This is a genomic window from Chitinophaga japonensis, assembly GCF_007830125.1.
Classification (GTDB): domain Bacteria; phylum Bacteroidota; class Bacteroidia; order Chitinophagales; family Chitinophagaceae; genus Chitinophaga; species Chitinophaga japonensis.
In genome coordinates this window covers 533,905-555,551 of record NZ_VLLG01000003.1, presented here as the reverse complement: position 1 = coordinate 555,551, position 21,647 = coordinate 533,905, and the positions used below count along the sequence as shown (strand labels likewise).

Sequence of the window (21,647 nt, the reverse complement as noted above, 5' to 3'; positions counted from 1 at the left end):
CGGTACGTTCGTCTTCCTTAAGCGGTACCCTATTGAACGTTTTATTATGCAAAATGCCAACGGAAACCGGCCGCAACCCGGCCCTAAACCACCCAGGCTTACCGCCCTCATTCAGCCCTACCGCGGCCTTGTTACGCTGCTGATAGTGCTGGCCCTTTTCAGCAACGGCCTTAACCTGGTGCTGCCGCGCATCATTGCCTACGGCATAGATGCCTACGGGCGGGGCGAAACGGTGTTTAAACCCGTGATCACCTGGTTTGCGCTCACCGCGCTCTGTATCTTTATTTTTACCTACCTGCAGAACATCGTGCAAACCTATGCTTCCGAGCGGGTAGCCCGCGACCTGCGCACCCGGCTGGCCGCCAAGGTATCGCAACAGACCTATGCCGGCATACAGTCCGCCAACCCTTCCCGCCTGCTCACCAATTTTACGTCGGACATTGATACCGTAAAGCTTTTTGTTTCCCAGGCCATCGTGTCCATTGCGTCCTCCCTCATCATCATTACCGGCGCCGCCGTGCTGCTGTTCAGCATCAACTGGGAGCTGGCGCTGGCCGTGCTGGCCATTATCCCGCTGATAGGCGCCACCTTCTTTATCGTGCTGCGCAAAATGCGGGTATGGTTCATGAAGATCCGGGAAGTGATAGACTGGCTGAATAAAGTGATCACGGAAAGCATCCTGGGCGCTGCATTGATCCGCGTGCTCAATGCCCAGGGACTGGAATATGATAAATTCCTGGCGGCCAATACCGATGCGAAGAACATCGGGCTCACCATGATCCGCCTCTACGCGCTGATGATACCCGTGATCACCTTCATCGCCAATATGGCCATGGTCACCATCCTGGCCATGGGCGGGCATTACGTGATTGCCGGCAAGCTCACGCTGGGCAACCTGGCGGCATTCAACAGCTACCTGGCCATCCTCATCTTCCCCGTAATACTGATCGGCGTAATGAGCAACGTGATCGCCCAGGCCAGCGCCGCCTACCAGCGGGTGCAGGAAATGCTGTCACTGCCGGATCCGGAAGATAGCGGCACCGTGCAGGAAACCCTGCGGGGCGACATCGCCCTGCAAAACATCGGGTTGCAATACGAGGGCAGGCCCGTGCTGAAAGATATATCCTTCACTGTAAAAGCCGGCTCCCGCACCGCCATTATCGGCCCCACCGCGGCCGGTAAAACACAGTTGCTCTATTTGCTGGCCAACCTGGCAAAGCCCGACAGCGGCCACATTACCTACGATGGCCGCGACATCCGCTCCTACCACCCCGATGCCCTGCACCGCCAGGTAGGACTGGTGTTCCAGGACAGCATCCTGTTCAACATGAGCCTGCGGGAAAACATCGCCTTTAATGATGCGGTGACGGACGATGCGCTGCAACGCGCCATTCACACCGCGGCGCTGAAGGACTTCATAGATACCCTGCCCCAGGGGCTGGACACCATCGTGTCCGAGCGCGGCACCAGCCTTTCCGGCGGGCAGAAACAGCGCATCATGCTGGCCCGCGCACTGGCCATTAACCCGACAGTCCTGCTGCTGGACGATTTCACCGCCCGCGTGGATAACAGCACGGAGCAGCAGATACTGCAAAACCTGGCGCAGCACTACCCGCACCTTACCCTGCTGTCCGTTACGCAAAAGATATCCTCCATTGAGCAATACGACAAGATCATCCTGCTGATGGAAGGCGAGATCATTGCCGCCGGCACGCATGCGGAATTGCTGCAAACCTGCCCTGAATATGTACAGATCTATCAATCACAACGCAGCACCAGTGCCTATGAACTACAATCTGAATAACCAGCCGGCCCAGAAGACCAGCACCTTTGCTGCGCTGAGGAAACTGTTCCGTTTCCTGGCGGCAGAACGGAAAACGCTGATCATCGCCTTTGCCACCATCATGGTCAGCTCCGGCCTGAACCTTACCGGTCCGGTGCTTACCGGTTATACCATTGACCATTTTATCCAGCAAAAGCAGTACAACCACCTGCTGCTGGCCTGCGGCCTGCTGCTGCTGATATACATCGTGGCTTTCATTGCCAATTACCTGCAGGCGAAACTGATGGGTAGCATCGGCCAGCGCATGCTGTTCCGCCTCCGCAATGCCGTATTCGGGAAACTACAGGAGCTGCCGGTGGCCTTCTTCAACCAGAACAAGGCCGGCGACCTTATTTCCCGCATCAACAGCGACACCGAAAAGGTGAACCAGTTCTTTTCCCAGTACCTGATGCAGTTCGTGAGCAACCTTTTCATCATGACGGGCGCGGGGATCTTCCTGGTGTCCATCCATCCCCGGCTGGGCGCCGCCACGCTGGTGCCGGCCGCGGTGCTGCTGATCTTTACCCGGCTCATCTCCCCCTGGGTGCGCCGCCGGAATGCAGACAATATGAAAAGCACCGGCGGACTGAGCGCGGAAGTGCAGGAAAGCCTCAACAATTTTAAAGTGATCATCGCTTTCAACCGGCGGGACTATTTCCGGAAACGGTTTGACGAGGTGAATAAAAAGAACTATGCCACGGCAGTCAGCGCCGGGCTGGCCAACAACGTGTTTATGCCGGTGTTCGGCTTCTGCGCCCAACTGGCGCAGCTCACCGTGCTTACCTATGGCATTTACCTGGTAACCACCGGCAACTTCACCATCGGCCTGCTGATCAGCTACCTGGCTTATGTGCACAGCTTTTATACACCCATCCGCCAGCTTTCCGTGCTGTGGGCCAATTTCCAGGTGGCCTTGGCCGGCTGGGACCGGATATCGGAGATATTGTCCCTGGAGTCAGACCTGCCGCAACTGCCCACCACCAACGGGACGAACGGCACCACTTCCGTCATGGAGTTCAGGAATGTGCAGTTTCGCTATCCCAACGGCAAGCCGGTATTGCACGATGTAAACTTCAACATGGAGCGGGGCAGGACCTATGCCCTGGTAGGCCCTACCGGCGGCGGCAAAACCACCACGGCCTCCCTGGTGGCCCGGCTCTATGATCCCACGGAAGGACAGGTGCTGCTGGAAGGCCGCGACATCCGTACCTACGATGCCGCGGAGCGTAGCCGCAAAATAGGCTTCATCCTGCAGGAGCCCTTCCTGTTCACGGGTACCGTGCGGGACAATATCCTGTATGGCAATGCCGAATACGCGGACTATACCAACGAGCAGCTCACGGAAGTGATCCGCGAGGCCGGCCTGGAAACCTTGCTGGCCCGCTTTGAGCAGGGGCTGGACACCAAAGTGGTGACCACCGGCGATGCCGTGAGCCTGGGGCAGAAACAGTTGATCGCCTTTATGCGCGCGGTGCTGCGCCGCCCCTCCCTGCTGATACTGGACGAAGCCACCGCCAATATTGACACCATTACCGAACAGCTTTTGGAAAGAATATTGCAGCAGTTGCCCGCCCATACCACCCGGGTGATCATTGCCCACCGGCTGAATACCATTGAAAATGCGGATGAGATCTACTTTGTGAACGCCGGCGAGGTAACGCGCGCCGGCTCCCTGGACCATGCAGTGAACATGCTGCTGCACGAACGCCGGGAGAGCTGATAAAGGAGATAACCTGGTGATAGCCCTACATTGTGCACTTAAAAGTACCTTTGTAGCGGAAAAACTATCTCATGGACGATCTTATTCACCAGGCGCTTTATTTTTCGACCAACGAAGGATTTGACTCCCTGTACCCGGACCGTTTCCGGCGGCTGTCCAAACGCCATTGGACCCCCCTGGGCGTGGCCCGTAAGGCAGCGCACTTCCTGTCGTCCGCACCGGCTGGCAACAAGATCCTGGACATTGGCAGCGGGGTGGGCAAGTTCTGCCTGGTAGGCGGGCATTATTTCCGGGACCGGCACTTCTATGGGGTAGAACAGCGGCCGGAGCTGGTGCGGCAGGCCGAAGCGGTAAGGCAGTTCACCGGCCGGGACAATGTTACTTTTATTCATGCCAACGTTACCGACCTGGACCTGGCCGCCTATGATCATTTCTATTTTTATAACGCCTTCTTCGAGAACCTTGTCGAGGAGTCCGACCGGATAGACAACCGGCTGGATTATTCCGAAGGACTGTACAACCAGTACGCCGGCTATGTATACCGCGCATTGGAAACCAAGCCCGCCGGCACGCGACTGGTCACCTTTCACAGCCTGCTGGATGAAATACCGCCCGGCTACCGCATGGTATATAATACCATGAGCCTGCTACTGCGTTGCTGGATCAAGGAGGAATAAGCCCTGTCAGCCCTTTAAACCAGGAGGTTAGAGGACAGATGGATAGCAACCGATGCCGCTTTTGAGGATATTTTATTTAGAGAATTTCCTGCTGACATAATGCTGTCACTACCCCGTTGTTACTTTGTATGGAGAGAAAAACAAAGCGCGATGACAACGAATATGCAGATATATAAACGGGGAACGGGGAACTGCTGGTGCCTGGAGCGGGAGGAGACGGCAACGCCGCCATGGTGGCGCAGTCTTACGGAGCAGCAGGCGGCTTCCCGGCTGGTGGAGCAGCATGACGGGCGCCAGGAAAACAGCCAGGAGATCACCGACCGGTTCAGCCAGGACGACCTGGTGGGCATCCTCGCGCAATACCTGTTCTGAAGTAGGAAGTAAGCCTACCTCCTACCTCCTACATCCCGCTTCCTTCTCCTGAATTCCGCCGGCGTAACCCCTGTATTCTTCTTAAAGAAAAGATTAAAATTAGGCTGCTCTGAAAAACCTATGCTGTAAGCAATATCCTGCAGGCTCCACCGGGTTTGCAGCAATAGTATTTTACTGGCCTCCAGCAGGCGGTTGCGGATGTGGGTGCTTACATTCTGCCCCGTATGCTTCTTCAACAGGGCATTCAGGTGGTTGGGGTGCAGGGAAAGGGAGGCCGCAAATTCCTTGGCGGTTTTGATCCGTATGGGAGAGGTATAATTGATATGCATGGTTTCCGCTTCCAGTAGCTGGAAAAAATTGTGTACATGCCTGAACTCGCCGGATACGGCGTCCGGCTCCGGGAAGCGGGCCACCCGGGCGCTGTGCACCATCAGCAATTGCAGGTAAGCCTGTATGGCGTCGTCGCGCAGTGCATGACCGGACAGCTCTTCTTCCTGCATGCGCACAAACAGCTCGCTTAAAACCGGTATATCCGCCTCACCCAGGCGGATCACGCTCTTTTCCTTTTCCGAAAACAGCCCATACTTGTCGATAGTGGCCTTTAGCTGCGGGTGGTCATGCAGGACCGGTTTTTTAATCAGGCAGTAATACCCGCCGGCTACATCGGACAGGCTCTTCCAGGAAATAATATCGTTGGGGTGGATGAACAATATCGTGGGTGCTGCTATATAATAGGTGTTCAGCCCCAGGGTGAATACGCCGATGCCTTTGGTGACCATTAACACCTTGTAGCACTCCCGGCGGTTGGGAGCGCGATCGTTCACGGCCATCAGGCCGGGAATATCCCGCAAAGTGTCAATGGTCTTTATATCTAATGTATCATTATGCATGGCTGTCGTTCTACGTTTCACCAAAGGCAACCCGGTTACGCCTGCAGGTATTTCTTCAGCTCCGCGGCGGCATGCTCAAACAGGGAGCGGACAGCAGGCAGCTCTGCCAGGGCGTTCAGCAGGCCGAAATCGTGTATCATGCCGTTGTAACGCACGGTGGTCACTTTCACGCCGGCTTCGTCCAGCTTGCGGCCATAGGCTTCTCCCTCATCGCGCAGGATATCGTTTTCCGCCACCTGTATCAGGGCCGGGGGCAGTCCTTTCAGTTGTTCTACAGATGCCTGCAGCGGGGAGTGGTATACTTCCTTACGTTCGGCAGGATCGGTGGTATACTGGTCAAACATCCATTTCATCAGGGAAGTGGTGAGGAAGCGGTCTTCGCCATACAGTTGGTAGGACACGGAATCCGGGCTATAATAATCTGTTACAGGCCACATCAACACCTGGAGCTTGATATCCGGGCCGCCTTTCTCTTTCGCCATCAGGGCGGTAACGGTGCTCATGTTGCCGCCTACGCTGTTACCTACAATGGCCAGCCTTGTGCCATCCACGCCAATTTCATTGCCGTTGGCGGCCACCCATTTGGTAGCGGCATAGATCTCGTTAATGGCCTGGGGATACTGTGCTTCCGGGGAAGGGGTATAGTTTACGAATACGCCTGCTGCGCCGGACAGCACTACCAGGTCGCGCACCATGCGCTTGTGGGTGGGATAGTCGCCCAGTATCCAGCCGCCGCCATGGATGAATATAAAAACAGGCAGCGTGCCGGTAGCGCCCCTGGGCTTCACGATGTTGAGCTTAACGGTATACCCGTCGCTGGTAATCGTTTTTTCAGATTCCTCGATGCCGGACAGGTCTACGTCTACGGACGCCTGTGCATTGACCAGCACATTGCGGGCATCTTCTTTTGACAGGCTTTCAACGGGCGTACCACCGGCGTTCAATACTTTCAGGAAGGCTTTGGTGCCGCTGTCCAGGTGCGGGTCTTCTGCGTAATAAGGGGCGGTTGCCGGTAAAGTGATGGTGGTGCTCATGGTTTCAATATTTTAATAGTGATGGTTGTTGTTCAGGATACAAGTGTAAAGGTGTTGTATAATACCATACAGATCAATGTCGATATGCTGGTTTCCATTGTATAATTTATCGGGGGAGGGGGTAAGGAGAGGCGCCGTATCACAAAACGCCCCTCCCTGATATATATTGACTCGTTAAGCGTTGGCGGTTTCCAGCGCGGGCGCCTGCGGGAAGTCTACCGGTACCTGGGTTACACCGTGCAGGTAGTTGGTGATGATCTTGTCGCCGATCACCACGATGGCGTCTACCAGGTTTTCGTTGTTGTAGCCGGCAGCAAAGAAATCGTCTACCAGGGCGGCATCAGGCTTGCCTTTGTGCTCTACGAAGCTCTTTGTGAGGGCGGCCAGGGCATTCAGCTTGCTGTCAAAGGCAGCGGCGCCGCTACGGATCTCCAGTATCTGCTCGTCGGTAAAGCCGTTCAGCTTGGCAATGGCGGTGTGTGCGCTCAAACAGTAGGCACATTCATTCACCTGGCTTACTACGAGGTTGATCACTTCTTTTTCTTTTGCCTTCAGGGAGCTTTTGCTGCCCTGCAGGGTGAGGTAGGTGCCCAGGGCGTTTTCAGAAAGGGCCATGGTGGCGTACAGGTTGGGCACTTTGCCCAGGGCTTTGTTCAGTTTGTCAAACAGGGCCTGGTTGGCGGGAGATACGGTTTCTCTGGTGGGAACGTTGAATGTTTTCATTTTGCTATCGTTTTAATTTTTTTCGTTGTCGTTATTGACGATGTAAAATTGCAACGATCCGCACCCTTATAAAATGGATACTCTTCCCGAAGAGTTGTCGTTTTTTCCCTAAGCCCTTGTTTGCAGTGATTTTTTGAACTCGGAGGGGCTGACGCCTGCCTGGTTCTTAAAGAAACGGCTGAAATGGGCGGCATCCTCAAAGCCCAGCTCCTGCGCTATTTCCTTGGCCGATTTGTCTGTGTAGTGAAAGAGGCGCTTGGCTTCCAGTATCAGCCGGTCCTGTATTACCTGCAGGGGAGACTGGTGGTTGTACAGGGCAAACAGGTTGGATAATGTTTTGGGGGATTTGTTCAACTGGTTGGCGTAGAACTGTACCTGGTGGTGCTTTTTATAATGATCTTCCACCAACAGGTTAAAGTGCCGGATAATATCCAGCTTGCTGCCATTGAGGCTTTGCTCGTGCAGGTGCTGCTTTTTGCCCAGCCGCGTGATCTTGATGATCAGCCTTACCAGCAGGGCGCGCAGCATGGAAGCCTGTATGTCATCATCATCTTCCAGCTCGTCCCTGAATACTTCCAGGAGCGCCTGCAGCTTTTGCCGCTCCTTTTCATCCAGGTCAATGAACATCACGCCGGATGAGAAGATAAAGCCGATGCAGCTCACTTCCTTGTCATTGTCGATGATGCAGTAAAAATCACGGTTGAACTGCCAGGCCGTGATGGCGGCGGCATTCTCAAAGCGGAAGGACTGGTTGATCAGCAGCGGCAGGATGGTGCCTGCCGGGAACTCGTACGTTACTTCATCGATGATCACCTTTTGCGCAGGACCGGTGTTCCAGGCAATAGTAAGGTAGGGGCGCTGCTGGTCGCGGGTAAAAAAACGCCGGTCAAAATCTGTTTCCTGTTCTATCAGCAACAGTTCCCCGCCCGTGGCAGGGTCCCTGAAAAAAAGTTTCATCTGTTCAGTTTAAGCCAGTGCAAAATTCGGGTTTTATCCACGCATTTCCATTTATCTATAAAATATACAACAAATGCGATTATCCGTCAATTGACCGGCGCGCCGGCAGCGGCTAATTTTACCCTGTTCATAAGCGGTTCAACCAGACAGGAATACTCATACTTAAATTTGCCCCGTAACCCCAAAGGAAAGTCCCGGCGATAAGCGCGGGACTTTTTCCATATAAACCTATGGCATATATGATTAAATTTATTTCGTTAAAGCTGTACCACGTATGAAACAACTGTTCGCCGCTGTTTGCCTGTTATCGCTGCACATCACCGCCTGCCGTCATGCCGCCCCGTCTCGTTACAGCGGCTGGCCCTCCTATGCGGGCACGAAGGACGGCAGCCGCTACTCTTCCCATACCCAGATCAATGCCGGTAATGTGTCGCAACTGCAGGTAGCCTGGACTTACAGCTCGCAGGATAAAGACCCGGACAATCATTCACAGAACCAGTGCAACCCGGTTATGATAGACAGTGTGCTGTACGGCACCACGCCCCGGCTGAAGCTTTTTGCCCTCAACGCCGCCACCGGCGCCCTGAAGTGGTTGTTTGATCCCGCCGCGGTAGATAGCAGCGCTGAAAATGATCCCTATGCTTTCTTTAAAGTAAGCCGTGGGGTGATGTACTGGCAAAGCGAAGATGGCGCTGATCAAAGAATACTATATGGCGCAGGCGCCAGGGTGTATGCCATCCACGCAAAGGATGGCCGGCCTGTCAGCACTTTTGGCAAGGGCGGGTACATCGACCTCTCCGAAGACCTGGACCGGCCGGCCGGCAGCTATAATACGTTCATTGCCGCCACTACGCCGGGCATCATTTACAAGGACCTGCTCATTATGGGCATGCGGGTGGCCGAAACCGCCGATGCCGCGCCGGGCCATATCCGCGCTTTTGATGTGCGCAGCGGCAGGCGGGCATGGATATTCCACACCATCCCGCACCCGGGAGAAAAAGGATATGATACCTGGGAGGATAAGGATGCCTGGAAGAAATTTGGCGGCGCCAATAGCTGGGCCGGTATGTCGCTGGATGAAGAACGGGGTATCCTGTACGTGCCTACCGGCTCCATAGGCGGTGATTTTTATGGGGGTATCCGCAAGGGACAGAACCTGTTCGGCAACTCGCTGATCGCGCTGGATGCAGCCACGGGCAAATATATCTGGCATTACCAGTTTGTGCACCACGACCTGTGGGACCGCGACCTGGCGGCCAATCCCAACCTGGTGACCCTTCACCGCAACGGCAAAACCATCGACGCCGTAGCGCAGATCACCAAACACGGTTACATTTTTGTTTTTGACCGCAGCAACGGGCAGCCTGTTTTTCCCATCCATGAAGTGGCTGTACCGCCCTCCGACCTGCCGGGGGAAGCCCCCTGGCCTACCCAGCCCATCCCGGAGCTGCCGGAGCCTTTTGCCCGGCAACACTTTGACTCCGCCGATGTATGGGGCATTACCCCGGAAAAGCAGGCGGCCCTGGTGGAAAAGTTCCGCCAGGTAAAGTACAATGCCATGTTCACGCCGCCCAGCAAGGCAGGAGTATGGATCTTCCCGGGCTTTGACGGCGGCGGCGAATGGGGCGGCGCTGCGGTAGACCCGGAAAGCGGCATCCTGTATGTGAACAGCAGCGAGCTGCCCTGGTCACTCACCATGGTAGATGTGCCCAAAAAGAACGGGCAGGACCTCAGCCTCAAAGGCATGGGTAAAACCGTGTATGGCAAATACTGCATGGCCTGCCACGGGCCGGAGCTAAAGGGCAACGGCAGCTCCTACCCTTCCCTGGTGGATATGCACAAAAAATACAAGTCCGAAGAAGTGCAGGACATTATTGAGCATGGCAGGAACATGATGCCGGCCTTTACGCAAATGCCTGCGGACGAGCAACAGGCGCTGCTGGCCTTCCTGATGCAGGTGGAAGAAAAAGAGCCGGTTGCAAAGCTGCTTCCCAAAGAGCCGGCATCCGCCATCGCAGACGGCATACAACCCGGCATACTGGACCAGGTGCCCTATACCATGACGGGCTACAACCGCTTCCTGGACAAAGACGGCTACCCCGGCATCAAACCACCCTGGGGCACGCTGAACGCCGTAGACCTGAACAGCGGCCGGCTTTTATGGAAAGTGCCTTTGGGAGAATACCCTGAACTGTCGGCCAAAGGCATTCCCGTTACCGGTACGGAAAACTATGGCGGGCCGCTGGTGACCAAAGGCGGGCTGGTATTTATTGCCGCCACCAAAGACGGGAAAATAAGAGCTTTTGACAAGCACACCGGGCAGGTGCTATGGGAAGCGCCCCTGCCCGCCGCCGGCTATGCCACCCCGGCTACCTATATGGTCCGTGGCCGGCAGTACGTAGTGATCGCCTGCGGAGGCGGCAAGATCGGGAGCCGGTCGGGGGATAGTTATGTAGCGTTTGCGCTGCCGGAGGGCAGGTAGCGTTGCTGCATTTCATCACCAAAATGTAGCCCGGTGTAGACAATATTGCGCTTTACCCGCCCTACATATGCCCCATATCCCGCCACCGGCAAAGGCATATTTTTTGGCCCCTTTTATCTTTTGGGCCATGGAAAAAGCAACACCTGTTATATTGACTGTTAACTGCGGCTCTTCCAGCCTGAAGTTCGGGCTGTTCAGCCGTGCTGCGCCGCCGGAAAGCCTACTGACCGGGCAGATCAGGGACATCGGCCTTGAAGGAGGAAGCATACAGGTAGCGGATGCCGCCGGGCAAACGCTGCATGAAAGTGAGCAAACGGCCGCTGATATGGATGCAGCCGTCAGCCAGTTGATCCACCTGCTACGGGAACATTTCAGCCAGTACATGGTGCAGGCCATTGGCCACCGGGTAGTGCAGGGCGGTACCCGGCACATAGGACCGGAAATTGTGACCGACGAACTGCTGGCATCGCTGGAAACGCTTAGCTCGCTGGCCCCGGCCCACCTGCCCGCAGAGCTGGCCGCTATCCGCGCCTTTGCCAAAGTGTACCCCGAAGCGGTGCAGGTCGCCTGTTTTGACACCGCCTTTCACCGGCACATGCCTTTCCCCGCGCGCCATTACGCGCTGCCGCGGGGATTATGGGACCTGGGATTGCTGCGTTACGGTTTTCATGGATTATCCTATGAATACGTCCTGCAGCAGTTGCGGCAGGTAGCGCCGGAACAGGCAGAGGGACGCATCATTATGGCCCACCTGGGCAACGGGGCCAGCATGGCAGCCGTGTACAAAGGCATGAGCATAGATACCACCATGGGATTAACGCCGGCCGGCGGCCTGGTGATGAGCACCCGCCCCGGCGACATGGACCCCGGCGTGATCCTGTATCTCCTCAAGGAAAAAAAACTGGACGCCGCTGTGCTGAATGAACTGCTGAACAAGCAGGCCGGGCTGAAAGCGGTATCCGGCAGCGAGTCGGACATACAGAAGCTGCTGGCGGCGGCGCCATCAGATACCCAGGCGGCAGAAGCGGTAACGCTCTTCTGCTACCAGGCAAAAAAATTCGCAGGGGCGCTGGCCGCCGCGCTGGGCGGGCTGGATACGTTCATATTTACCGGTGGCATCGGGGAACATGCGCCGGCCATCCGCCACCGTATCTGCGAAGGGCTGGCCTTCCTGGGCATGCACCTGGATACCGGGCGTAATGAAGCGCAGGCCGCGGTCATATCCTCCGAAGGAAGCCCGGTCACCATTTGGGTCATTCCCACCAATGAAGAGCTGCAGATAGCACAGCACACGCAGCGCTGGCTGCAGGAACATTTAAAATAACTTTTATGGCTATACTATCCCGGGAACAACTGCAACATTTGCATCAATACTGGCAGGCCACCAATTACCTGGCGGCGGCACAGATCTACCTGCAGGACAATCCCCTGCTGAAAACGCCGCTGCGGCCGGAGCATATCAAGCCCCGCCTGCTGGGGCACTGGGGCACCTCGCCGGGGCTCAACTTCATCTATATGCATTTAAACCGGCTGATACGCGACACGGACGCCAGCATTTTATACATCTGCGGACCAGGCCATGGCGCGCCGGCCTTCCTGGCTAATACTTACCTGGAAGGCACCTACACGGAAACCTATCCTTCCGTTACCCGGGATGAGGAAGGCATGCGCCTGTTCTTCCGGCAGTTCTCCTCACCGGGCGGCATTCCCAGCCATGTAAGCCCGCACACGCCGGGCTCCATCCACGAAGGAGGCGAACTGGGGTATGCGCTGGTGCATGGCTTCGGCGCCGTCTTCGATAACCCGGACCTGGTGGCGGCCTGCGTGGTAGGCGACGGGGAAGCGGAAACCGGCCCCCTGGCCGGGAGCTGGCAATCCATCAAATTCCTGAACCCCGCGCGGGACGGTGCAGTGCTGCCCATACTGCACCTGAACGGGTACAAGATTGCCGGCCCTACCGTGATGGGACGTATGACAGATGCGGCGCTCAACTCCCTGTTTCACGGGTATGGGTATGATGTTTTTTTTGTGAGCGGTGATGATCCTATGGTCATGCACCCCGCCATGGCGGATACGCTGGACAAAGCCTATGTGCAGATCAGGAACATACAGGCCATTGCCCGGAATGCCGCCGTGAAAACGCCGGCACCGCGCTGGCCGCTCATCATCCTGCGCACCCCCAAAGGGTGGACCGGACCGGAGGAATGGAATGGCAAACCCGTTGAAGGCAGCTTCCGCTCCCACCAGGTGCCGCTGATGGACGTAAAGAAAGATCCTGCGCAATTGGCGCTGCTGGAACAATGGCTGCGCAGCTACCAGCCTGAAAAACTATTTGACGGTAACGGCCGCCTGCGGCCCGCCCTGGCAGCGCTGCCACCAAAGGGGAACAAGCGCATGGGCGCCAACCCGCATGCCAACGGCGGCGGCTTGTATCAGCCGCTGCAACTGCCCGATTTCCGGGAATACGCGATACCGGTGGAAGCGCCCGGCGTGACCACCGCAGAAAGCACCGTGCAGTTGGGAAAATACCTGCGGGATGTATTTACGCTGAACGAGGCGCAGCAGAATTTCCGCCTCTTCTGCCCGGACGAAACGCATTCCAACCGCCTGCAGGCCGTTTTTGAGGCCACCAGCCGCTGTTTTATGGAGCCCATCTTGGGAACGGATGATCACCTCTCGCCGGATGGCCGGGTGATGGAAGTGCTGAGTGAGCACCTGTGCCAGGGATGGCTGGAAGGCTACCTGCTAACCGGCCGGCATGGCCTGTTTCCCTGCTATGAAGCTTTTATTACGATCATTGACTCCATGTTCAACCAGCACGCCAAATGGCTGAAGACCATCCGGGAACTGCCCTGGCGGCACCCCCTGGCCTCGCTGAACTACCTGCTCACCTCCCATAGCTGGCGGCAGGATCATAACGGCTACAGTCACCAGGGGCCCGGCTTTATTGATACGGTGGTCAATAAAAAAAGCTCCGTGGTGCGCATTTACCTGCCACCGGATGCCAACTGCCTGCTATCCGTTATGGACCATTGCCTGCGCAGCAGGAACTATGTGAACCTGGTAGTGGCCGGCAAACAGCCGGAGCTGCAGTGGCTGGATGTGGAAGCAGCGGCCGCGCATTGCGAACAGGGCGCCTCCGTATGGCAATGGGCCTGCAACGATGACGGCCGGGCGCCGGACGTGGTGCTGGGCTGCGCCGGCGATGTGCCTACCCAGGAAGCGGTAGCCGCCGCCTGGCTCCTGCGCAAACATTTGCCGGAGCTGAAGGTAAGGCTGGTAAACGTGGTGGACCTGATGTCGCTTTCACCAAAGGAATACCATCCCCATGGCCTGGAGCGCGAACTTTTCAGCGCATTATTTACAGATGATGCGCCGGTGATCTTTGCCTTCCACGGGTATGTGCGCATTATTCACGACCTGGTGCACGGCCGTCCGGAACCGGAACGTTTTCATGTGCGCGGCTTTATGGAGGAAGGCACTACCACCACACCGTTTGACATGGTGGTGCTCAACAACATCAGCCGTTACCAACTGGCGCTGGAAGCCATCCGCCGGGTGGAACGCATGCAGGAGCAAGCCACGCCCGCCATACAGTATTTCCGCGCACAACTGGAAAAGCACCCGGCATACATCCGGGAGCACCTGGAGGACATGCCGGAGGTGAAGAACTGGAAATGGGAGTAAAAAGGCAGGAGAATGTTTATTTTTGAGCATAACGCTCCCAAAATGAAGCTGCACCAGAAAATTGTTGACGCCCGCAAAAAACAGGGGCTCACGCAGGAGGAACTGGCCGCCTTAAGCCATGTTACGGTCCGCACCATTCAAAGGATCGAAAGCGGGGAAACCATGCCGCGCGCCTTTACCCTCAAAGCCCTTGCAACGGCCCTGCACATGCCTTTTGAAGCTTTCAGCGCCCCTGCAACAACAACAGGGGAAGACGGTAACGGGCATTTCCTGCAATTGCTCTACCTTTCCTGCTTCAGCTATCTCGTGGTGCCATATGTTCACTTCCTGGTTCCTGCCTGGCTCTTAAGAAAACAAAAAGCGCAAAGCCCTGCGGTTGCCCGGGCCGCCCGTAAGATCATCCGGGGGCAGTTGTACTGGGTAATTGCCCTTCACCTGTTGTTATTGCTGACGCTTGCCGTCAATTTTTTCCAGTCCGCCTACTGGGACAATCGTTATTTTATTCATTACCTGTGGCCCCTGTTTGCGATGTACCTTGTTAATGCCGTTATCATCCTGTCCGGGCTGGCGCGGCTAAAGCCGTAACGTCGGGGAAATGTCGGGCGAATGTCGGCGCCGGGCGCTGGGGAAGCAGCCTACCTTTAGGCCGCTTAAAACCAGCGCATATGATACACTCCCTTTTTTACCTTTCCCGGCCTGTGCTGACAGGCATCATTGTCATTTTCTTTTTTTATACGCCTCCCTGCAGGGCGCAGGCAGAGGCGACCCCGCCAGCCGGCAGGCTGATACTGCCGTCGGGGATTCACACTGTTCCCCTGCAATGGTATGGCGATTCCGTACTTGCCCGTTGGGAGCCGCATGCGGCATTGTTACTGCCTGTTAAGTTCCCGCATTGCCCGGAGCAGTTTTATATGCAGTTTGACCTGGGCGCCACTTATTCCATGTTTTACAGCCAGCCGCTGAAGGAAATACAGTTGGCGTACCCGCTGGCAGTGCAATTGAAAGATAGCGCTGCCATATTGCCGGATGGCTGTTTTACAACGGGTAGCATGCCTGTACGGGTAACAGAGATGCCTGTACGGCAAAGCGGTCTTCCGGCAGAAGATCGCTATGGCTGCCGCATCATCGGCACCATAGGTGCGGACCTGGTTGAAAATAAAGTGGTCGTGATCGATTATCCTCAAATGACATTGTGCATAGGCGACAGTATGCCTGCCGGCATCCGTGCAAGGATCACCTTGTCTGACTTTATATTTTCCGGCCGGAGGATATTATTGCCGGCCCGGATCCGTGATAAAAAGACGCTGCTTTATTTTGACACCGGCTCCAGCGCCTATGAACTGATCAGTAATGAAGCTACCTGCCGGCTGCTGGCCACACCCGGTGGCACTTCGCAGCAATACCAGGTCAATTCCTGGGGCAAAATGATAACCGCACACACGTTGCCGACAGGCGACAGTATCACGATCGCTTCTCAAAAGCTGCCCATCCGGCAGGTGACCTATATGACCGGCATGCACCATACGCAGGTAGAGCAGATGATGAAACTGGGCATCGGCGGTATGACCGGCAATAAACTGTTCCTGCACAGCGTGCTGGTGCTGGATACCCGGCGCCGGAAAATGGGAATTGCATTCCCTTAACCCGGGAATGCGCAGGTCTCCGCCACAAAACAAATTCGCCCCGGAATAATGCGGGGCGAATTTGTTTTCCGGTGAGTGCGGTCACTATTTATTCGTTTCCGCGTACTTTTTAAAGTTGTCCAGGATAGCCTGCCAGCCGTCCCTTTGCATTTCTATGGGGTTGGTATCTTCCGGGTCAAAAGTTTCCACCACCTTGGTGGTATCTCCCTGGGCGGTGAAAATAACCTCTACCTGGCGGCCATCGCTCATGGTGTATGCGATCTTTTCATTGTTGATCACCTCGGTATATTCCCCGCCAAAGTCGAAGCTGAAGCTGCCGTCTTTCGCGGCCATGTGGGTGGAGAACTTGCCGCCTTCACGCAGATCATTCTCTGCACGGGGAGCATGCCAGTCTTCGGAAGCGGCGCACCATTGCATAATATGGGCGGGGCCGCCCCAGAATTCCCATACTTTGCTTACCGGGGCATTAACAGTAGCTTCTACAGTTACAGTGGTTTTGTTGGAGGTCTGCATATACGTTGTGTTTTTGTTTTTAGCAATTGTTCGTTGATTTTGTAATGCAAACATACAAACGTTAAATATAACCCGCCGGGGGTAAATACGACATTGAAGAGGCGGAATATGACATGAGGGGAATCGGGCTGATATGCTACGCCAGGTAGTGCTTGATAACCCCTTTAACTGCATAGGAAAGGAAATAGGCGAGCGAATCCATTATGTTCAGTTGTTCTACTTTCCTGTACACCTGCCATTGGAATACAGCCGCCTTTATTTTATCGGAAGATATACTGCCGTTCCTCTTTCTGTACATGGCAAGGGGCATATTAATACCTATTATCTGTTGTGCCCTGATCATTTTGGATATTCTTAGCCACAATATATAATCCTCCGGGCCATCATAAACCGGGAAAAACATCTTACCAAGCTTTTCAGCGCTGTAAATAACGGTTAAACAACCAATATAGGACCCCTGCAGCAACTTCCTGTAACCAAATTTCTTCGGCACATGGATCGTTTTAATGTATTTGCTGCACTCATTGATTACCTGGTAGCCTGTAAAAGAGAACAAGGCATTTTTTGCCCTCATCTGGCGGATCTGTATTTCCAGCTTGTCCGGCATCCAGAGGTCATCGCTGTCCAGGAATGCTATGTAAGCTCCCCTGGCCAGTTCGATACCAAAGTTGCGGGCAGCGGCAGCGCCACCATTCTCCGGCGTTTTTACAATTCTTATTCTTTTGTCCTGCTGTGCATAGCTGCTTACAATACTAAACGTATCATCCCCAGAATGATCATCTACTACTATCAGCTCCCAGTTTTCATAGGTCTGCTTAATGACTGAGGTGATAGTTGCGTCAATATACTTCTCAACATTGTAAGCCGGCGTAATAATAGATACTAACGGTGCTGACATTGTATTGAAACCCAATTAATATTTTGGATAGTAATTCTTTCCCGTATCCGAAGGTTGGCTACCGGTCTGCCTTATCATGTTTGTAATAAAAAGAGTACGTTTGGGGATGCAGCAGATACCAATGTAAATACCGGAGTTTACAATTTGTTAATACAGGGGGTTTACCGGGTTATCAAAACAGGTATATGCAGCACCGTTACTGGGTAGCTACCGGGGTTTTAACCTTGTTGATCCGGTTATTTCCAAGTTGATTTTCAGCACCTTTATTTTTACCGGGTATCACCTTTATCCCGAAAGAATACTTTTCCGGTGATATGCCCTGAATATTGTTGCCAGCTACCCTGCAGGCATTGCTGGCCTGCAGTTGCACGCCAAAGAGAATATTACCGCTGATCGTATTGCCGGTAAGAGTGATCCCGTCAGAGCAAAATATCAATGCGCCCACAGTATTGCCGGCTCTCAGGGTTTGAATAACAATATCATTTTTATAGAAGTCGTTATTCCTTGCATAATAGGAAATGATCCCTACCCTCACCCCTTTTATGCTGTTATTATAGAACTCATTATCCATGGCTCCATAGTAAGCGCCCACCCCTTCTGCTGTTCCGGTTATAGTATTGTTATATACTTTATTGCCATAGCATAAAGCATGGATAAATATTCCGCCTTCATCGGTACCCCTGGTTCCATGGCCTGTTACTTTGTTCTCAGTAATAGTATTATCATAGGAGCACATTAATGCCATGATAGCGGCATCGCCACCGGTTGTATAGTTAACGGTATTATTACTGACCAGGTTCCCTGCAGAAAAGTTCTCCACCAGTATGGCCCGGTTCTTTGTAACGTTTATATTACAATTGAGTACCTGGCACTTATATGCCATATGCGATAACAATATGCCCCCGTTTGCATCCATATGCAGGTTTTTAAGAATTACCTGCCTGGGTTGCTCCAACATCACCGCATAGGGCGCGGCATAATTGCTGATCGCCAGGTCGGTGACCGTTACCTGCTGCGCTCCTACATGCCTCCCTACAGTGGCGCCCTGCTTATAGGAGAATTTCAAAGGCTGGTCCAGCACCAGCGTATTCCCCTGTTTCCCCTTTACTATAAAAAGCTCCTTCCTGGCCATTTCCGTACCGGGACTATTCCATAATGCGGTTTTGCTTTTGTCTTCCAGTACCGTCCAGCTATCCCGCTTATTATTATATATGTAAATCAAATCTCCTACAGCGATACTTCCCGCATTTTCCAACCGGAGAGAGGTAGCGCCGCTGTTAGCGCCGGCACGGAGCGCGGCCAGTTGCTCACCCGGTACTATCTCGTTATTGTAGTTATTGGTATAGCTAAACTCCTTTAACTTGTTCTTTAATATTCTCAACGCGCCCTTTTTAAAATCCAGCACGCTCTTTCCCCCGTCACCCTTCATGGTAACGCCGGACGGCAGCCACAGGTCTCCGTTAATGATGTACCTGCCAGCGGGTATATAGCAGACCCTTTTAGCATCTGCCGCTTTATCAATGCATGCCTGGATAGCGGCCCTGTCATCCGTATCGTCATTCCGTATGGCGCCGAAACTGGTGACATTCAACACCTGCTCATCCTGCTTTGCCATGTAACAGGTTGCTACCAGGCCATAGCTGACCAGCATACAACAAGCTGTCAGTAATGTCTTAATGAATTTGTTTTCCATGATATGATTACATTTTAGGGGGTTATGCATAAACTAACCTGGCTTCAGCCACGGTACACTTCCCACAACTTCCCGGCATACAGGTCCCTGCCAAGCGATGCCTTTATCTTCTCCTTGGCCGCCACCAATCCGCTGGTTAATGCTTCATAATTTTCAAAACAATGAAACAGGCGCTCTGTAAGGCTGTGCACATCATCGCTTGCAAAGGTAGCGCCACATCCAAAACGCTCCACCGTTTCCAGCATTCCCCCATGGCCTGCCACCAACGGTAGGATATCCATCATGAGCGCTTCTATAACAAACAGGGCAAACGTCTCAAAGCACTTTGAAGGCAAGACAGCTACCCGGGCGGCTTTTATTTCCTCTGCCAGCTCCTCCTGCGGAAGGAATGGCAGAAACTGCACAAATTCCAGTCCCTTCTCTTTCACCATGGATACTAACCTGGGCTTCTCAGCCCCCTCACCTATTATTTTAACCCGGATCGGGCGCCTGTGATAGTATTGCTGCTTATACCGGGCCAGCGCTTCTATTAACAAGGCGTAATTCTTCTCCCCGGAAAGCCTCCCAAAAGCTACCAACAGATCCCGCTTATCCGCAGCAGGCGCCGTCCTGTTTAAAAATGCGTCGGAGATGGGGTTGCTGATAGTTTGCAGAGGCGTGCGGTTATTGACGCTTCGTTCCAATGCATGCCTTAAAAATGCTGAAGGAGCTATAATGCTGTCCACCAACCCCTTGTTATAAAAAAAATCAGCAATCAGCGCGGTCAGGCCTTTCCCCCAGGAATGCACGGCTCCACCCCGGCTGCATAAGCGGTAGAAGATCCTGTATTTGTATTTATCCCTGGCACAATCCATACAGCGTTTCCGCTTTCTGAAATCATATCCGGCAAAGTTGGCGCATACCCGTTCAAACGTGTGCGTAGTTTGCACAACACGTACTTCGGGGCGCCTTTTCTTATAGCTATATAAAGCATGCAGTACCGCCGGCGATAAATTGGAATAGTGCTGGAGATGAATAATATCCGGTTGGATCTCCAACAAAAACTTTTTAAGCTTCCTGAAGTTACCCCGGGAATAAATATGCGATAAAAATGCCACTGGGCCGGGGAATCCCATATCAAGATCCACCTTAACCGCGAGCCCCTCCGTTTTCCGGCAGGCCACATAATTCCTGCAACGCCCGCGGAAAGGCGCCTGCTCCAGGGCCTGCACCGTATTCCGGAACACGGTACCGTCTCCCCCTCCGCCGGCGAATTCACCTATGTGTAAAATATTGACCATGCTTCATATTTATCCTTTACATAACCAGTTCCCAGCAACAGCAACATTAATGCTATGACCGGCATAAAGCCTACTACCTCACCTTTGTAGTGTAGCACAAACAACACGGCCAGCAATACCATCCAGAAAAAAAGATCATTACGGGGCCTTTTTTCAAATCCCCCTCCAAGGCTGATCAGCAACGGCTTCAGAAAGAACAGGAGTTGGTACCCCACCAGCAGCAACTGGCCAAAGATGCCATAATACAGGATATGCCGCATGTAGCCGGCGTCCGTATACAGGTAATAGCTGCCATCTGCCATCAGGTACCTGCCGTCCCCAAAAAGAAAAGTATTAATACCAATGGGGAAATACATAGTGGAAAGCACGTCTGTAGATGCCGTTGCAACGCTTCCCTGCTCCAGGTAGCTATACAAGAATTCAAATGCGAAAGGCAACAACTTGTCAAACAGCAAGTCCCGGGTATCGGCAGGCAGCAACCAGGGCAGCGTCCATACCAGTACCAGGCACACGAAAAACACCTTTAAAAAAGAAAAGACCTTGAAAGGCGTACCTCTTGCATACACTGCCATTGTAAGCAACGCAATTCCCAGGCCAATGAACCCGGTTCTTCCCGCAAAAAAGGTTCCCACGATCAGTAATAAGAAAAAAATAACATCGGTTACCTGTATGGCCATTCGCGCCCGGTTGACCGCAAGTTTCACAAACACGATATAGCAGACGGCATAGGCGGCCGACAGGTCAAAAAAGGGATTACCGCTAAGGGCCAGCGCCCTTATTCCTCCATAGTCTTTGCCGGCCACAGATTCTTTCTGGAAGAAATGGACCATATCTGCAACTGGCGGAAAAATAAACGCCAGTACCTGTATGACGGATTGTACCGTAAAAACGGACACCAGCAGGGTAGCAGCCGTATCAAAACCGGCGCCTGCATTTTCCCATGGGTCACCGAGCAGTACAGGCATGCAATACACCAATACCAACATGAGGAATAGTTGCAGCGCAAAAGCCTTCAGGATACTGAAATCAAAGGTAAAATGCAGAACAGCAGGAATCGCCGAAGCAAGTGTTATAAAGACGAGACCGGCCAGGATATATAAGATGTAAGTGAGCCTAAAATACGGCAGCGGGTTCCTGTCATTGATCACATAGTAGGTTGTAGCCAGCAAAAATGCTGCCGCTGCCGAATTGTACGCAACAGGAACGGGAAAGTTGAATATAATGAGAAAAGCCAGCAATAACCTGAAGAACCCCAT

General features: G+C 53.8%; 18 protein-coding genes. 9 read left to right on the top strand and 9 right to left on the bottom strand.

Annotated elements, in window-relative coordinates; genetic code table 11:
• The first annotated feature begins 46 nt into the window (after positions 1-46).
• The 4 genes from LX66_RS11465 (at position 47) to LX66_RS11450 (ending at position 4,591) form a co-directional block, all read left to right on the top strand.
• Positions 47-1,804 (top strand): ABC transporter ATP-binding protein, encoded by a 1,758-nt coding sequence (locus tag LX66_RS11465; protein ID WP_145713298.1) that lies wholly within the window; start codon positions 47-49, stop codon positions 1,802-1,804.
• Entirely contained in the window at positions 1,785-3,542 is a 1,758-nt protein-coding gene (locus tag LX66_RS11460) for an ABC transporter ATP-binding protein (RefSeq protein WP_145713296.1), read from the top strand. The genes LX66_RS11465 and LX66_RS11460 overlap by 20 nt, the downstream gene beginning before the upstream one ends.
• Before the next feature lie 71 nt (positions 3,543-3,613).
• A complete protein-coding gene (locus LX66_RS11455; protein WP_145713294.1) occupies positions 3,614-4,219 on the top strand; it encodes a methyltransferase domain-containing protein in 606 nt (201 codons plus the stop codon).
• A 150-nt stretch (positions 4,220-4,369) separates the two neighbouring features.
• On the top strand, positions 4,370-4,591 hold the full coding sequence (locus tag LX66_RS11450) for a hypothetical protein (protein WP_145713291.1): 222 nt from the start codon (positions 4,370-4,372) through the stop codon (positions 4,589-4,591).
• 14 nt (positions 4,592-4,605) lie between these two features.
• Here LX66_RS11450 and LX66_RS11445 read toward each other — a convergent pair whose 3' ends face one another.
• The 4 genes from LX66_RS11445 to LX66_RS11430 form a co-directional block, all read right to left on the bottom strand.
• Entirely contained in the window at positions 4,606-5,481 is an 876-nt protein-coding gene (locus tag LX66_RS11445; RefSeq protein WP_145713289.1) for a helix-turn-helix domain-containing protein, read from the bottom strand.
• 35 nt (positions 5,482-5,516) lie between these two features.
• Positions 5,517-6,515 (bottom strand): alpha/beta hydrolase, encoded by a 999-nt coding sequence (locus LX66_RS11440; protein WP_145713287.1) that lies wholly within the window; start codon positions 6,513-6,515, stop codon positions 5,517-5,519.
• A 174-nt stretch (positions 6,516-6,689) separates the two neighbouring features.
• Entirely contained in the window at positions 6,690-7,238 is a 549-nt protein-coding gene (locus LX66_RS11435) for a carboxymuconolactone decarboxylase family protein (protein ID WP_145713286.1), read from the bottom strand.
• A gap of 108 nt (positions 7,239-7,346) precedes the next feature.
• Positions 7,347-8,195, bottom strand: a complete 849-nt coding sequence (locus tag LX66_RS11430; RefSeq protein ID WP_145713283.1) for an AraC family transcriptional regulator — start codon at positions 8,193-8,195, stop codon at positions 7,347-7,349.
• Positions 8,196-8,469: 274 nt separating this feature from the next.
• Here LX66_RS11430 and LX66_RS11425 point away from each other — a divergent pair, with 274 nt between their 5' ends.
• The 5 genes from LX66_RS11425 (at position 8,470) to LX66_RS11405 (ending at position 16,007) form a co-directional block, all read left to right on the top strand.
• Complete coding sequence (locus LX66_RS11425; protein ID WP_145713281.1) at positions 8,470-10,677, top strand: outer membrane protein assembly factor BamB family protein; 2,208 nt, start codon at positions 8,470-8,472, stop codon at positions 10,675-10,677.
• A gap of 127 nt (positions 10,678-10,804) precedes the next feature.
• Complete coding sequence (locus tag LX66_RS11420; RefSeq protein WP_145713279.1) at positions 10,805-12,001, top strand: acetate/propionate family kinase; 1,197 nt, start codon at positions 10,805-10,807, stop codon at positions 11,999-12,001.
• Between the two features lie 5 nt (positions 12,002-12,006).
• The gene (locus tag LX66_RS11415) at positions 12,007-14,364 is read left to right on the top strand and encodes a phosphoketolase family protein (RefSeq protein ID WP_145713277.1); all 2,358 of its coding nucleotides are present in this window, start codon (positions 12,007-12,009) and stop codon (positions 14,362-14,364) included.
• A gap of 12 nt (positions 14,365-14,376) precedes the next feature.
• On the top strand, positions 14,377-14,949 hold the full coding sequence (locus LX66_RS11410) for a helix-turn-helix domain-containing protein (RefSeq protein ID WP_145713275.1): 573 nt from the start codon (positions 14,377-14,379) through the stop codon (positions 14,947-14,949).
• Positions 14,950-15,029: 80 nt separating this feature from the next.
• Positions 15,030-16,007, top strand: coding sequence for a hypothetical protein (locus LX66_RS11405; RefSeq protein ID WP_145713274.1), 978 nt, complete (start codon positions 15,030-15,032; stop codon positions 16,005-16,007).
• 84 nt (positions 16,008-16,091) lie between these two features.
• Here the strand turns inward: LX66_RS11405 and LX66_RS11400 are convergent, their stop codons facing one another.
• From LX66_RS11400 to LX66_RS11380, 5 genes are all read right to left on the bottom strand, one after another.
• Entirely contained in the window at positions 16,092-16,520 is a 429-nt protein-coding gene (locus tag LX66_RS11400) for an SRPBCC family protein (protein WP_145713273.1), read from the bottom strand.
• A gap of 136 nt (positions 16,521-16,656) precedes the next feature.
• Positions 16,657-17,433 (bottom strand): glycosyltransferase family 2 protein, encoded by a 777-nt coding sequence (locus LX66_RS11395; protein ID WP_145713270.1) that lies wholly within the window; start codon positions 17,431-17,433, stop codon positions 16,657-16,659.
• A 181-nt stretch (positions 17,434-17,614) separates the two neighbouring features.
• Entirely contained in the window at positions 17,615-19,111 is a 1,497-nt protein-coding gene (locus LX66_RS11390; protein WP_158642607.1) for a glycosyl hydrolase family 28-related protein, read from the bottom strand.
• A 44-nt stretch (positions 19,112-19,155) separates the two neighbouring features.
• Positions 19,156-20,391, bottom strand: coding sequence for a glycosyltransferase (locus tag LX66_RS11385; protein ID WP_145713266.1), 1,236 nt, complete (start codon positions 20,389-20,391; stop codon positions 19,156-19,158).
• Positions 20,370-21,647, bottom strand: a complete 1,278-nt coding sequence (locus LX66_RS11380; RefSeq protein ID WP_145713264.1) for a hypothetical protein — start codon at positions 21,645-21,647, stop codon at positions 20,370-20,372. Before LX66_RS11380 ends, LX66_RS11385 begins: the two co-directional genes overlap by 22 nt.